This is a genomic window from Streptomyces sp. KR80, assembly GCF_052245555.1.
GTDB lineage: Bacteria > Actinomycetota > Actinomycetes > Streptomycetales > Streptomycetaceae > Streptomyces.
On sequence record NZ_JBQQCD010000002.1, the window covers coordinates 153,327 to 167,489 of the forward strand.

12 protein-coding genes and 2 pseudogenes are annotated in these 14,163 nt (G+C 70.6%); 11 read left to right on the forward strand and 3 right to left on the reverse strand.

The window, feature by feature from the left end:
• The first annotated feature begins 2 nt into the window (after positions 1-2).
• The 6 genes from ACTWQI_RS03680 to ACTWQI_RS03705 all read left to right on the forward strand — a co-directional run bounded on the left by ACTWQI_RS03680 (position 3) and on the right by ACTWQI_RS03705 (position 7,054).
• A complete protein-coding gene (locus ACTWQI_RS03680; RefSeq protein WP_443267367.1) occupies positions 3-1,007 on the forward strand; it encodes a proline racemase family protein in 1,005 nt (334 codons plus the stop codon).
• On the forward strand, positions 1,004-2,386 hold the full coding sequence (locus ACTWQI_RS03685; protein WP_443267369.1) for an aldehyde dehydrogenase family protein: 1,383 nt from the start codon (positions 1,004-1,006) through the stop codon (positions 2,384-2,386). The genes ACTWQI_RS03680 and ACTWQI_RS03685 overlap by 4 nt, the downstream gene beginning before the upstream one ends.
• Positions 2,387-2,426: 40 nt before the next feature.
• Positions 2,427-3,155, forward strand: a complete 729-nt coding sequence (locus ACTWQI_RS03690; RefSeq protein ID WP_443267372.1) for a GntR family transcriptional regulator — start codon at positions 2,427-2,429, stop codon at positions 3,153-3,155.
• Positions 3,156-3,381: 226 nt separating this feature from the next.
• Entirely contained in the window at positions 3,382-4,647 is a 1,266-nt protein-coding gene (locus tag ACTWQI_RS03695; protein ID WP_443267374.1) for an alpha/beta fold hydrolase, read from the forward strand.
• Positions 4,648-4,742: 95 nt separating this feature from the next.
• Positions 4,743-5,927: a M6 family metalloprotease domain-containing protein gene (locus ACTWQI_RS03700; RefSeq protein ID WP_443267375.1), complete on the forward strand. Its 1,185-nt coding sequence runs from the start codon at positions 4,743-4,745 to the stop codon at positions 5,925-5,927.
• A 449-nt stretch (positions 5,928-6,376) separates the two neighbouring features.
• Entirely contained in the window at positions 6,377-7,054 is a 678-nt protein-coding gene (locus ACTWQI_RS03705) for a DUF2238 domain-containing protein (RefSeq protein WP_443267376.1), read from the forward strand.
• Here the strand turns inward: ACTWQI_RS03705 and ACTWQI_RS03710 are convergent.
• A complete protein-coding gene (locus ACTWQI_RS03710) occupies positions 7,018-7,197 on the reverse strand; it encodes a hypothetical protein (RefSeq protein WP_443267379.1) in 180 nt (59 codons plus the stop codon). The genes ACTWQI_RS03705 and ACTWQI_RS03710 overlap by 37 nt on opposite strands.
• A 177-nt stretch (positions 7,198-7,374) precedes the next feature.
• Positions 7,375-9,588, reverse strand: coding sequence for a glycoside hydrolase family 3 C-terminal domain-containing protein (locus ACTWQI_RS03715; RefSeq protein WP_443267381.1), 2,214 nt, complete (start codon positions 9,586-9,588; stop codon positions 7,375-7,377).
• A 110-nt stretch (positions 9,589-9,698) separates the two neighbouring features.
• Between ACTWQI_RS03715 and ACTWQI_RS03720 the strand changes: the two genes are divergently transcribed.
• The 3 genes and pseudogenes from ACTWQI_RS03720 to ACTWQI_RS03730 all read left to right on the forward strand — a co-directional run.
• The gene (locus ACTWQI_RS03720) at positions 9,699-10,280 is read left to right on the forward strand and encodes a TetR/AcrR family transcriptional regulator (protein WP_443267382.1); all 582 of its coding nucleotides are present in this window, start codon (positions 9,699-9,701) and stop codon (positions 10,278-10,280) included.
• Positions 10,267-10,785 (forward strand): annotated as a pseudogene (locus ACTWQI_RS03725) (glycoside hydrolase family 2 TIM barrel-domain containing protein); the annotation flags it as partial. The gene ACTWQI_RS03720 and the pseudogene ACTWQI_RS03725, both read left to right, overlap by 14 nt.
• A gap of 10 nt (positions 10,786-10,795) precedes the next feature.
• Positions 10,796-10,982 (forward strand): annotated as a pseudogene (locus tag ACTWQI_RS03730) (ISAzo13 family transposase); the annotation flags it as partial.
• A gap of 158 nt (positions 10,983-11,140) precedes the next feature.
• Here ACTWQI_RS03730 and ACTWQI_RS03735 read toward each other — a convergent pair.
• The gene (locus ACTWQI_RS03735) at positions 11,141-12,718 is read right to left on the reverse strand and encodes a phosphodiester glycosidase family protein (protein ID WP_443267384.1); all 1,578 of its coding nucleotides are present in this window, start codon (positions 12,716-12,718) and stop codon (positions 11,141-11,143) included.
• A gap of 473 nt (positions 12,719-13,191) precedes the next feature.
• On the opposite strand from ACTWQI_RS03735, the gene ACTWQI_RS03740 reads away from it, so the two are divergent.
• Complete coding sequence (locus tag ACTWQI_RS03740; RefSeq protein ID WP_443267386.1) at positions 13,192-13,389, forward strand: hypothetical protein; 198 nt, start codon at positions 13,192-13,194, stop codon at positions 13,387-13,389.
• Between the two features lie 302 nt (positions 13,390-13,691).
• Positions 13,692-14,084, forward strand: a complete 393-nt coding sequence (locus ACTWQI_RS03745) for an SCO5389 family protein (protein WP_443267387.1) — start codon at positions 13,692-13,694, stop codon at positions 14,082-14,084.
• The last annotated feature ends 79 nt before the right edge of the window (positions 14,085-14,163 follow it).

Below are 14,163 nucleotides of genomic sequence, written 5' to 3' on the forward strand. Positions count from 1 at the left end.
CCATGCGCACTCGTCATGTCTTCCATGCCGTCGACTCGCACACCGAGGGCATGCCCACCCGCGTCATCACCGGCGGCGTCGGGGTGATCCCCGGCGCCACCATGGCCGAGCGCAGACTCCACTTCACCGAGCACCTGGACCACATCCGTACGCTCCTGATGTACGAGCCGCGCGGCCACGCCGCCATGAGCGGAGCGATCCTCCAGCCGCCGACCCGGCCCGACGCCGACTACGGAGTCCTCTACATCGAGGTCTCCGGCTGTCTGCCGATGTGCGGGCACGGCACCATCGGCGTCGCCACCGTCCTCGTCGAGATCGGGATGGTCCAGGCCGTCGAGCCCGTCACCACAGTCCGGCTCGACACCCCGGCCGGCCTGGTCTCGGTCGACGTCCAGGTCGAGGACGGTGCGGCGAAGGCGGTCACCCTGACCAACGTGCCGGCGTTCTGCGTCGGCCTGGACCGCAAGGTGCACGTACCGGGCTACGGGGCAGTGACGTATGACCTTGCCTTCGGCGGCAACTTCTGCGCCTTCGTCGACGTGGACGCGCTGGGGCTGCCGTTCGAGCGGGAGCGCAAGCACGACCTCCTCGCGGCGGGGCTCGCCATCATGGACGCCGTCAACGCCTCGCCCGGTCGGCCGGTCCACCCGGACCGGCCGGAGATCGGCGGTATCAAGCACGTCTATCTCGCCTCACCCGACTCGAACGGCCGCCGTTCGCGTCACGCCATGGCCGTCCATCCGGGCTGGTTCGACCGCTCGCCGTGCGGCACCGGCACCTCCGCGCGGATGGCACAGCTGCACGCCCGCGGCGAACTGCCGCTGGGCCGCGACTTCGTCAACGAATCCTTCATCGGCACCCGGTTCACCGGCCGTCTGGTCGACAAGACACGGGTCGGTGGACTGCCCGCCGTGGTCCCCACCATCACCGGCCGCGCCTGGATCACCGGCACCGCCCAGTACTTCCTCGACCCGGACGACCCCTTCCCCGGAGGCTTCCTCCTGTGACCACAGCCCCGTCTCTCCTCGTCTCCCGCAACCCCGCCGACCCGTCGGAAGTCCTCGCAGAGGTCCCGGCGCCCGGCGCCTTCTCCACCGTCGACGCCGTCGAGCAGGCCCGCACAGCTCAGCCGGGCTGGCTTCTCGGCGGCGCGACCGCCCGCGCTTCCGCGCTCGGCGCGATCGCCGCCGCCATCGACTCCGCGGCCGACGAGCTGGCCGCTCTCGCCGTACGGGAGGTGGGCAAGCCGCTCACCGAAGCGCGGGCGGAGGTGGCCCGTACGGCCGCGATCTGGCGGTACTACGCCCAGGCCCCCTACGAGCCCGCCGGCGGGGTGCACGAAACGGCGGGCGGCCCGGGGCTGTTGCTGACCCGCCGCCGTCCGCACGGCGTCGCGGGGCTCATCACGCCCTGGAACTTTCCCTTCGCCATCCCGAGCTGGAAGGCCGCCCCGGCGCTGGCGGCCGGCAACGCGGTCGTCCTCAAGCCCGCACCCGAGGCCACCGCCTGCGCCCAGCGGCTCGCCGAGATCCTCCAACAGGAGCTTCCAGACGGGGTGTTCACTCTGATCCCCGGCGGCGCCACCGAGGGCAACGCTCTCGTCTCCTCCGCCGATGTCGTCTCCTTCACCGGCTCCACCGCCGTCGGAGGTGCGGTCGTCGGCACGGCCACCGGCCTCGGCGTGCCCGTCCAGGCCGAGATGGGCGGGCTCAACGCGGCGATCGTCCTGCCGGACGCCGACATCGAACAGGCCGCCGCGCACATCGCCGCCGCGATCGCCGGGTACGCGGGGCAGAAGTGCACGGCCACGAGCCGGGTGATCGCGGTCGGGGCGGCCCTGGGCCCGCTGCGCGAGGCCCTCGTCGCGGCCCTGCGCACTCTCCCCGTGGGCGACCCTGCCGATGCGGCGACGGTGTGCGGACCGCTCATCTCCGAGCAGGCACGGGACCGGCTGGAGCAGGCCCGGAAGGGCGCGCGCGTACTGGCCGGTGGCACCAGCCCGGACGTCCCCGGCTGGTACGCGGCCCCCACCTTGGTGGAGGACGTCCAGGCGAGCCACCCACTGCTGCGGGAAGAGGTCTTCGGCCCCATCGCCACCCTGCTGCCCGCGGCCGACCTGGCCCACGCCGTACGGATCACCAACTCCGTCCCGTACGGCCTGGTCACCTCGGTGCACACCGCCGACCTCGATGCGGCGCTATACGGGCTGGACCATGTCGACACCGGCATGATCCGCGTCAACGCCCCGTCCACCGGGGTCGACTTCCACCTGGCGTTCGGCGGCGCCAAGGCGTCCAGCTACGGGCCGCGGGAGCAGGGGCGCGCCGCCCTGGAGTTCTACACCTCGTCGCGCACGTACACCCTGGCACCTGCGAAAACAACGTGACATTGTACGCTGGTGATCCACCCGGCACGGAGGGAACACCATGGCGCACCTGAAGCAGCGCAACCTCGTCACCGCCAGGGAGCGGCTGCGCGACCAGGTCGCCCACGCCCTGCGGGCGGCACTGATCTCCGGCGAACTCCGCCCCGGCGAGGTCTATTCGGCGCCCGGCCTCGCGGAGGACTTCGGCATCTCGGCCACTCCGGTGCGCGAGGCGATGCTCGACCTGGCGCGCGAGGGCCTGGTCGAGCCGGTCCGCAACAAGGGCTTCCGGGTCACCGAGGTCAATGAGCGCGACCTCGACCAGTACACCGAGATCCGCACGCTGATCGAGGTCCCCATGGTCGGCCGGATCACCCGCACCGCGGCACGCGAGGACCTCGAAGCGCTGCGCCCGGTGGCCGAGGAGATCGTGCGCGCCGCGCGCGAGCACGACCTCATCGGCTACCTCGAGGCCGACCGTCAGTTCCACCTCTCCCTGCTCGCGCTCTCCGGCAACGAGCGGCTCGTCGAGACGGTCGGCGATCTGCGCAAGCGTTCGCGCCTGTACGGGCTGACCGCTCTGGACGAGCGCGACCAGCTGATCCCCTCGGCGGAGGAACACCTCGAACTCCTCGAGCTCATGCTGGCCGGCGACGCCAAGGGCGCCGAGAAGTGCACGGCGCGGCACCTCGGGCATGTGCGCTCGCTCTGGGCGAAGGGCAGGGAAGAGGAGCAGCCCAGGGCCAAGAAGACCCCGAGCCCCAAGAGGAAGCTGAGCGCCACCCGCTGAGCACGCCCAGCTGACCCTGACCGCAGCCAGCCGCCCCCAGGCGCTCCACTCAGCAGCGTCAGGGGCGAACCGCCTGCCGGCACGCACCCCCACATAACGCGGGGTTATGACCCCTTGAGAGCTGCCCCTGAAGGCCCGGGTGGCGGAAACTGTACAACGTCACACATCACATGGCTTTTGTGGCGGTGCGGCAGCCCCACCCAGCGTCCGTCACGAAGGGAAGTGCATGAACCCCGCATACGCCACCACCGACCACGTCTTCGACGTGCCTCTGGACCACGCCGCGCCAAGCGGGCCCCGCATCCAGGTGTTCGCCCGCGAGGTCGTCGACCCCGCGCGGGCGAGCGAGGCGCTGCCATGGCTGCTCTATCTGCAGGGCGGGCCGGGCGGCAAGTCGCCCCGCCCGTCATCCGGTTCCCCCGGGTGGTTGCCGTGCGCGCTGGAGACCCACCGGGTGCTGCTGCTCGACCAACGCGGCACCGGCCGTTCCACCCCGGTCACCGCCCGCACGGCCGCCCGCTTCGCGACCGCCGCCCAACTCGCCGCGTACCTCACCCACTTCCGGGCGAACTCGATCGTCGCGGATGCCGAGCTGATCCGCCGGGAGCTGTGCGGCGACGAGCCCTGGGAGACGCTCGGCCAGAGCTACGGCGGCTTCATCACGCTCACCTATCTCTCTCAGGCCCCTTGGGGGCTGCGGGCGTGCTACGTCGCGGGCGGCCTGCCCGGTCTCATCGCGACCGCCGACGACGTGTATGCCCGCGTCTACCCCCGCCTGGCGGATCGCGTCCTGGAGTACTACGACCGATACCCGGGCGACGCTCCCCTCCTGCGCCACATCGCCGACCTCCTTGCGACCACCGACGTCCGGCTGCCCAACGGAGACCGGCTGACCACGCGCCGACTGCGTACGCTCGGCCTCGCGCTCGGCATGGGCGACGGCTTCGAGCGGGTGCACTGGTTGCTCGACGAAGCTCTCGACGGGCAGGGCGAGTTGACCGACACCTTCCTGTACCAGGTGATGGGCCTGACCGGCTTCACGGACAACCCGCTGTTCGCCGTCATGCAGGAGAGCCTCTACGGCCAGGGCAACAAGCCCACGGGCTGGGCTGCAGCCCGGGCCCTGGTCGGCTTCCCCGAGTTCGCCGAAGACGCGGACCCCCTGATACTCACCGGCGAAATGATCTATCCCTGGATGTTCCACGACATAGCGGGGCTGCGACCCTTCGCCGAGGCCGCTGACCTGCTGGCCGAGTGGACCAACTGGCCCCGGCTGTACGACCCCCACCGCCTGGCCGCCAACCAAGTGCCTCTCGCAGCGGTCGTCTACCACGACGACATGTACGTGGACGCCGGGCTCTCCCTGCGCACCGCACAGGACGTCGGCGCCGTACGGACCTGGATCACCAACGAGTGGGAGCACGACGGGATCACCGCCTCGGGCGGGCAGGTGCTGTCCCGCCTGATGGACCTGGCGGCAGGCCGCGCGTAACCCGTGACGCTCCACCCGTCCACGAACCTCACACCCGACCACGTACCCGTACCGACGAACACCCACCGATGAATTCCCAATCCGAAGGGGTAGCCATGTCCACCATCCCGAGCCGCCTGCGCCCCCTCACGGCGTCCCTCATGACCGCATGCCTCGCCGCCGTCCCCACCACCGCGGCGCATGCGAACCCCAACCAGCCGTCCCCCGCCGCCGCCTGCGCCCTCCCCGGCAGAACGGGCTGGACCGACGAGGGCCATGACACCGACCGGACTCAATTCCAGCGCTCCACTGGCACACTGCGCGTCCTGACCCTGTTCGTGGACTTCCCCGACGCCCCGGCCACCGACTCCACCAAGCCCTACGCCGCCCACCTCGCCCCCGCCGCCGACTGGATACGCCGGGCCTCCTACGGCCGCGCGCGACTGAACATCACCCCAGTGCACCGCTGGATCCGTATGCCGGCGGACTCGACCTCGTACGGCTTTGAACGCGGCCTCACCTTCGAGGCGCACGAGCGGTACGTCCGCGACGCCATCACGGCCGCCGACCCGCACGCCGACTTCTCCCGCTACGACATGGTCTACGTCATCCCCACGAAGGCCGCGAAGGCCATCTCTTTCTCCCCCACCTATCTCTACGACCCGGCCACGTCCGGCGTCACCGCCGACGGCACCCGCATCAAATGGGGCGTCACCTTCGGCCAGGACCTATGGCGCTGGGGACACAAGGTCGCCGCCCACGAGACCGGCCACACCTTCGGCCTCCCCGATCTCTACGCCTTCACCGGTGAGACCCACCGGTACGTGGGCGGCTGGGACGTCATGGGGAACATCGCGGGCCATGCCCCGCAGTACCTCGGCTGGCACTCCTGGAAGCTCGGCTGGACCCGGGACCGCCAGGTCGCCTGCCTCGCCGAACCCGGCCGGCGAACAGTCCGGCTGACCCCGGTGGAGCGGCCCGGCGGCACCAAGATCGCCGTGATCCGCACCGGCGAGACCACGGCCTACGTGGCCGAATCCCGCCGGGCCCGCGGCAACGACCCCCATCCCTGCTCGACGGGCGTACTGATCTACAAGGTCGACTCCGCCACTCAGACCGGAGACGGCCCGATCAGAGTCATGCCGGCCACCCCGGCCACCACTCCCCCGGCGGGCTGCGGCCCCCTGGACGTGGGCGCATACGGCAAGGGTCAATCCTTCACCGACCCGGCCACCGGTGTCCGAATCGACGTGCTCGCAGGCAGCCGGTCCGGGGACACCGTGCGCATCACCAGGTCGTGACCCTGCTGCTGCGCTGCCCATGACCAGTCGACCTTCTCGTGGCCGCCAGAGATTCCACTGGAACGGACCGGACCCACGGTGGGATGCATGGCACGAAGTCCGTTTCATGCGAATGGCGCGCTGAGCCGGGAGAGCGGGGCGGCGGCGCCTCGGGGACCCGCTGGGTGGCGTGTGAGCCAACGCTGGGGCAAGGGGCGCACCGACGTCCGTGCGCTCTGTCGACACGACGGTATCCCCGGCTTGGTGCCCGCACCGACACAGCTCGGCGCGCAGCAATCTTCACAAACACAAAGGCACGAACATGCTCGTGACCACGTGGAGAGCTACGAGCATGCGCGTAGCCCTCTGGGCACCCACACCTACGCGGCTCCGACCTGAGTAGCCGTACTCATTGCTCCCCGACACCGCGCTCCAGCACGATGAGGCCTCCTGGACCAAGGAGCCCACCCATGCCCGAGCCCCTCCGCGCCTCGCTCACTCGTCACCCGGTATCCGAGAAACGCGTACGGCGGCGGCCGCTGCCGACCGCACTCGTCGTGGTCGTCGTCGCGGGTATGGCGCTCTCCGCCTGGCACCCGCACGACCCGACGACGTGGCTGCTGGAGACCGTGTGGGTGCTGGTCGGGCTGCCGTTGGTCGTGCTGAGCCGACGGCGGTTCCCGCTCACGAATCTGCTGTGCTGTCTGCTCGCGGCGCACGCGCTGGTGCTCGCCGTGGGCGGCCACTACACGTATGCGCAGGTCCCGTTGGGCGACTGGGTGCGGGACGGGCTCGGACTCGATCGCAATCCCTACGACCGGTTCGGACACCTCATGCAGGGCTTCGCGCCCGCCGTCCTGGTGCGGGAGCTGCTCAGCCGGACCTCACCGCTGCGCGGCAGTCGCTGGCTGGCGCCGCTGACCGTGTGCGCCTGCCTCGCCTTCAGCGCGGTCTTCGAGATGTTCGAGTGGGCGGCTGCGATGATCGGCGGACACGCTGCCGACGACTTCCTGGCCACCCAGGGCGATGTGTGGGACACCCAGTGGGACATGTTCTGCGCGCTGATCGGGGCGACTGTCTCAGTGCTGCTGCTGAGCCGCGTGCACGACCGTCAGCTCGACGCGCTCGCGGCGGCGGAGCAGCGGTAGTGCCGTAACAGAGGGCCGGCGCCGCACCCCCCGGGGTGCGGCTCGACGCGCTCACCCGGCAGGTGGGTGCCGGAGCCCATACGGCGGGCGATGACCTGCCCCATGCCGCCCACGCCGATGATCGCTATGACGTCCCGTGTCATGATCTCTGCTTTCGTTGTGCTGTTGCTTTGTCGGGGGTGGCGGCATGCGCCCCGCCGTGGGAGGCCAGGACGGGGTCGTGTTGTCGGGTTTGCCCCCGCACGTCCAGCACGTGCCGGTCGCCGGGGGCCGGGGCCGTCGTGCGGTGGACGGAACCAGTGAGGGTGATCTCGTAGGGGTCAGGTGAGCTGGAGCTCGGTGGGAGCGGTGATGCCGTGGGGGTCAGCGGCGTGCGAGGCGGCCTCGATCACGGCCGTCGGGGCGGCGAGGACGAAGCCGTCGGGCGTCCATCGCTGCAACGGCCGGATCGAGGCGGGCACCATGACCTGAGCCGAGGCACCGGCGGGGAGCTCGACGGCGGCGAAGCCGAGCAGTACCCGGGCGGGGAAGTCATCAGCGGCGGCGTCGATGCCGGTCGGCCGTCCATACAGCTGCACGACGTGCCGCCCGTCACGAGGGCCGGTGTTGGTCACGGTCACGGTGGCGGTGAAGGCATCGCCGTCGGGGGCGCCGAAGGTCAGGTCGGAGAGGGTGAAGCTGGTGTAGGACAGCCCGAACCCCAAGGGGAAGGCGGGGACGTGGCCGTCGCGCTCCAGCAGCCGCTGGCCGAACCACTTGTCGTAGGTGATGGCGGTGGCGTCGCGGTCGAAGGGCGGCAGATGCTCCTCCGAGGTGGGGATGGCATACGGCAGCCGTCCGGCGGCATCCGCGTCGCCGAGCAGCACGTCGGCCAGGGCCCGGCCGCCCTCGCAGCCGGAGTACCAGGCCAGCAGTACGGCGGGTACGGCCTGGCGCCATTCCTCGGTGATGACGGCCCCGGCGGTCACGATCGCCACGAGGGTGCGGGGGTTGGCCACGGCGACGGAGCGGATGATGTCCGCGTCGATGGGCCGCAGCCGCAGGCTGGCGCGGTCGCCGCCGCTGCTCGCACCCACGACGGCGTTCACCGGGATGTCTCCGGGGTTGGCCGTGACGGCGGCGAACTGCTGCCCGACCGGGTCGTCGCCGGCGGGCGGGAACAACTGCAGCAGGGCGGGGTCGGCCAGCGTGCCGCTGCCGAGGTACTCGCCCTCGTCGGCGGCGGTGTAGCCGGCGACGACGATGGCGACGTCGGCCTGGGCGGCCGCGGCGGCGGCCGCGGCAGGGTCGTCGTCGGCCACGTGGGTGATCCGGGTGTGCGGGAGCGCTTCGGTCATTCCCTGCAGCGCTGTGATCACTTCGGGGGCGCGCACATCGGAGGAACCGTGGTCGCCGGTGTTGGCCAGGTCGGCCAGGCGGCCGATCACCGCGAGGGAGGCGAGGCGGTCGCGCCGCAGCGGCAGCAGGGGAACCTCGCCGACCGGATCGTTCTTGAGCAGGACCATGCCGCGGGCGGCGACCTCGCGGGCCAGCGCGCGGTGCTCGGCGCTGAACACCACCTCAATCGGCGGCTCGGCCTGCTCGCGGGTGGCGTAGTGGCGCAGCTGGGTGCGCAGGATGCGGCGAGCCGCCCGATCGACGTCGTCCCAGCAGGCCCGGCCTTCTTCCAGGTCGGCGGGCAAGTGCTGGGCGCGCTGCTGACGAAAGGGCTCCTCCACATCCAGCCCTGCGCGCAGCGAGGCGGCGGCGTCGCGCAGGCCGAACAGGAAGTCGGAGACGGTGACGCCGTCGAAGCCCCACATCCGGCGCAGGATGCCCTCCATGAGGTGTTCGTTCTGTCCGGCCCAGTCGCCGTTGACGGAGTTGTAGGCGGTCATGATGCCCGCCACGCCCTCGTTCACCACCCGGCGGAAGTGCGCCAGGTACACCTCGTGCAGGGCGGCCTCATCAGCGGTGACGTCGACGGTGAAGCGGGCGTTCTCCATGGAGTTGAGCGCGTAGTGCTTGGCGACGGCCATCGCGTTGCGCTGCACCCCGCGGGTCAGCGCCGCGCCGAACTCGCCGAGCAGGATCGGGTCCTCGCCGTAGGTCTCCTGCACCCGTCCCCAGGCGGGGTGGCGGGGCAGGTTGATGCACACGCCGCCGAAGAAGTTGCCGCCCTGGGCGCGCACCTCCAGCCCGATCGCGACACCGACGCGCTCCTCCAACTGCACGTCCCAGGTGGCGCCGCGGGCCATGGAGACCGGGAAGGCGGTCGAGTGCCCCATCACCACCCCGCGCGGTCCGTCGGAGAACAGCAGGCCGGGGATGCCGAGCCGGTCGATCCGGCCCATCGGGAGGGGGGCGCGGTTGTAGCCGTTGGTCATCATGTCGGCCAGCCCCTGCCAGAACGGCAGATCCCCGTCCAGCAGCGCCAAGCGTTCCTTGCGGGTCAGCTGTGCCAGCAGCTTCTCGGCTGCCGCGTCTGCGTGCCGGCTGGCGCGTACGGCGGCCACGGCGGCTGAGAAGGCGGTCGGATGGGAGGCCGTCGACATGAGTACCACCTTCTGAACAGGCACAACACGGCTATCTACCAAATAGTAGATAAGGATAGATTGGTAACGTGATCGAATACAGCCCCCGGTCCTCAAGGAACACGAAACGTATGGCCCCTGCCCCTGGACGACGCCGGCGGCTGCCGCTCGCCGAACGCCACGAGGAGATCCTGCATGCGGCCACCGAGCTGATCGCCGCCCAGGGGTTCAAGGGCGTCACCCTGGAGGCGTTCGCCAAGACCTGCGGCATGACCAAGGCTGGGCTGCTGCATCACTTTCGCTCGCGCGAGGACCTGCTCATCGCGATCCTGCAACGCCGCGACGAGCTCGACCTCACCACCGTCATCGGCCACCTGCAGCCGACGCCCGATCCGGCCGCCGCCCGTGCCGCCCTGACCGGCCTCGTCCGGCGTAACCACTCCCAGCGCTCTCTCGTACAGCTCTACACCGTGCTGGCCGCCGAAGCCCTCGACCCCGCCCATCCCGCCCACACCTTTTTCCACACCCGGCTCCGCGGAAGCCGCGACGCACTCGAGCACTACCTGCTGGCCTGGCACCCCCGGCCCGGCCTGGCTGCGGTGGAACTGCTCGCCTTCCTCGACGGCCTGCAACTCAACTGGCTGCGCGACCCCGGCATCGACTACTTCGCCCAATGGGAGGCCTTCGCCGACCGGTTCTTCGCTGCCTGCTGACGGGCGTTCGCTCTGCTTCGTGACCGCGGAGGCGGTCGACTCCCAAGGCGTGGTCGTACCCGACGCCGAGCACCTGATCGCCTTCGAGGTCAACGACGGTTCTCTGGCCGGTGTCGACAACGGACGGCAGGACAGCGCCGAGCGCTACCAGGCGAGCACCCGGACCGCCTTCCATGGGAAGGCTCTTGCCGTCGTCCGCTCCGGCACCAAGCCCGGGACTTCGACGGTGACCGCGCGCTCCCAGGTAGTGCGTACGGCCATCACAAACCGTGTGCACCACTACTGCGCGCTCCACGTCGACCACCCGACCGCCGTCTTCAAGCGACCCGGGCCCTGGCTGCCCGAACTACCATGTGGCGGACGCCAGTTACTCGGGCCGTCCGGGGGCGGGCTCCGTTGAACGTGGGCAGCGGGTCCGTGCACCGTCGACGCGACCCACACTCTGCCCACGTCCGTCGAGGTCTCGGTGTGGGACGGCCAGCGGTACGTGCCCGTGAAGGGGGCGGCCGCTTGCAGTGAAGTTCGAGGTGTTGTTCCCGCACCTGGACGAGCGGCACCGGAGGCTGCTGATGGGGGCGGAGGCGCGGATTTCTGGGGCACGGCGGGATCCGCGCGCAGTGGCCCGGGCAGACACGGTCAGCGAAGATCACGCTCCGCAGGGGCGTGGACGATCTGGAGGCGGGCGAAGCCCCGTTGGGACGGGGGTCAAGCTAAGTACCCCGTTCGAGACCAACTGGGGAGCTTCGCCCGGCGGGCCTCGCACCCGCCGAGAGCGGCGACGGGTGAGGAGCCCCACCCGTACAGCCGTACCGCGCCCAGGCGATACCGGAGCGCGATACGGAGGTATGCGGTGGCCGTTGTCAGTTGACGCGTGCTGGAAGCACCTGCACCGTGTCCCCGACTGCGCGTTCACCGGTCGCGTCCGAGGGGTTGTTGACCAGGGTGCCGCGGACGGCCATCGCGGTGGAGCCGCCGCCATCGAGATTCAGCGCCTGCACGGCGCCGAGCGAGCGCATGAACTCGGCAGCCTCGTAGAGGGTGAAGCCCTCGCTGCCACCGGTCTGCCGCCCGTCGACCGTGGCCAGGATCAGCCGGCCCTTCCCGTCGACACCCGCCATGGTGCGCGGCTGGCGGGCGTTGGCCCAGGCGTATCCGAAGGACAGGTCCTGCGGGTCGACCACGCCCTCGGCGGCCGCGTCGATGTCGATGCGGCCGTCCTTCACCAGAGTGGGGGCGGCACTCACGATGGAGTCGTCACCATCGAGTTCGACGCGCCGGCCGCTGGTGTCGCGGATGACCTCGTCGATACGGATGCGGCTGCCGGACTCGGCGTTCGCGGTCAGCCAGTCGGCAGCACGGCCGATGCCCTGCAAGATGCGCCCGCCCGCCGGTACCCGCCGCCCGCCGCGCGCACCGACCGAGATCACCCGGCCGGACGCGTCCAGCACCGCCTGGACACCGGGTCCGGTGGGCAGGTCGGCGCCGAACTCGGGGGTGAACTGGACCAGATCGTCGGCCAGTCGACAGGTGACGTCCTGCCACGGCAGGTCACTGGGCGTGGCGCCGGGACGGCCGCAGTCGCGCACCAGTCCCGGCACCCGGTTGATGCCCTGGATCCGGTACAAGGAGTTCCCGGCCCGGGCGGTCACGGTGGTGGTCAGATCGGCCACACGGATGTGGCGGCCGCCGTCACCGAGGATCAGCGCAGCCCGCGAGCCGACCGCCATCGACCCCAACTGACCGTCGTCGGCGCCCAGGCCGGACATGGTGCCCTGTACGCCGTCGGCGTCAGAGGTCACAAAGAAGCCACCGTTGACGGCGACCAGCGAGTTCAGCTGGGCGGCGACCGACGAAGTGGTCTCACGCTGCGCCACATTGCCGTCGTGGGTGCCCTCGGCGCTTCCGTTGAAGACGCGCGGGTCGATCACCGCGACATGCACGTTCTCCCGGTCGGCCGGCTGCTGGACGTCGTACCCGGTCCAGGCGACTGAGGTGCGGAACCCGGCCGAGGTGATCGCCGCCGCCGCGGACTGGGCCGCGGCCTGGGTGGAGAAGAAGCCGACCCGTACCCGAAGCCCCATCACCCCGTGCGGGGTGTCGGAGTAGTCAGGCCACCTGACGCTCTCCACGCGCGGCCGGAAACCCGCGTCGCGCAGTTTCTGCGCCGTGGTATCGGCCCAGCTCTGGGTGCCGACCTCGGACCAGGTCGCGGCGCCGGTCAGCCGGCTGACGCCCGGGGACGGAACGGCGACCGTCCAGGTGTGCGTGACGTCGGGGTGCCGGATGGTTCCGGTGCGTACCTGTACGCCGGATGCGAGGGTCTGGGTCGACCACTGCGTGGTCGCCGCGGGGCTCGCGGGGTCGGCCTCCGCTGCTGTCGGCATCAGGGAGGGAATGGCGACGGCGAGTACGGCAGCGACGCCGAGGCCCGCGCGCACGCGTGCGGTACCTCGGGCGGGTCTGCCGGGGGCATTGTGGTCCATGGCTTCCTGACGGCTGGGGCGCGATGATGGCCGGCGGGGGCAATGTCTTGCGGACGTGTGCGCGACCATCCCAAACAACCGCTACGACTCCCGTGGCTCCGGCGCCTGAAGATCGGGAAAAGGGGCGGGGAACAACAGGCGGCGGCCTCGGCCCTGAACAGGGAGGCTTGTCAAAGCCTTTGATCACGAACAGAGGTCGCGCTGTTGACGCCCCACGCTCCTCCAGGACGTCCAGCGGTCAGGTCACATGGCAGCGCACGGGACGCAATGGTCTTGGCCAGAATGATATTTCACATTACTATGTTACGCATCACATGGCTCCACGATGCCGGTCGGCCGTCGACTGTCGCCAGACGCAGGGCAGTCGGCTCCCTGCCGCACCGCTGCTCTACCCCCACACGCACTTCTCCCCCACACAGGAGTCATCGGTGTCCCACTTAGCAATCGCGCACAGAAAGCTGCGCAACCCTCTGTCGACCGTCGCGACGACGGTGACACTCTGCGCCACCGCCACTCAGACCAGTTACGCAGCCCTGCCCTCCTCCGCTCCCGCGGCACCACATGGCGCCGCCCCTGCGCATCGCGCGGTGCCGGCGCAGACCCCCCACGACGAGGTCGAGCGGTGACCTGCCACCTGCGGGGCACGGCACGCGTACGGCCTCCAAGCGACAGCCGACCGGGTCCACCGGAACAAGCCCACCACGGCGATCCGTCGAGTTCCATTCAACGCCGCAGCCTGGGCCAACAAGGCCACCGGCCAGGACCTGGCCGCTCAGATCGACCCCGGCTTCGAGCACGGCCCGACAGCGCTCCGGAACGCGGACGCCTCTCAGCCCGCACGATCCGCAGCCTGATCAGAACCGACCACCACGCACAGTCACCCGCCCAGTTGGGCCGGCCCTACCTTCGCACGAGAGGAAACCGCGACGTGTCGCTGGACGTTTCACCGCAGCTCCTGGCCCAGGCGGAGCACGACGACATCCGGGAGGAAGACTTCGTAGCCACCGTTCGCGAGTCCCTGCCGTATGCCTACGGGCTCATCTCCGAATTGAGCGACAAGCTCCGGGCGAGTGACGCCGATTTCGTCGACAACCTCACCCCGCCGCCTTCGGAGGCCGACCGGGGTCAGCTGCTACGCGCCCTGGCCAGCAACGCCATCCGCGGCAGCCTGGAACGGCACTTCGGCATATCCCTGGCCTTCATGAACTGCCACCGGGTCGCCGCCTTCCGCCCCGAGGCACAAGACGGCGAGTCCTACGCGAAGTTCACCTCGCTGCGCGCGCAAATCCTCAACCAGTCCCCCGAGCTGCGCGACTGCTGAACCGACCTGCGTTCCCGCACCGGCGAGGGCCACGCCCCTCGCCGCAAACGGACACAGCCGGCGTCCACCACAGCACCAC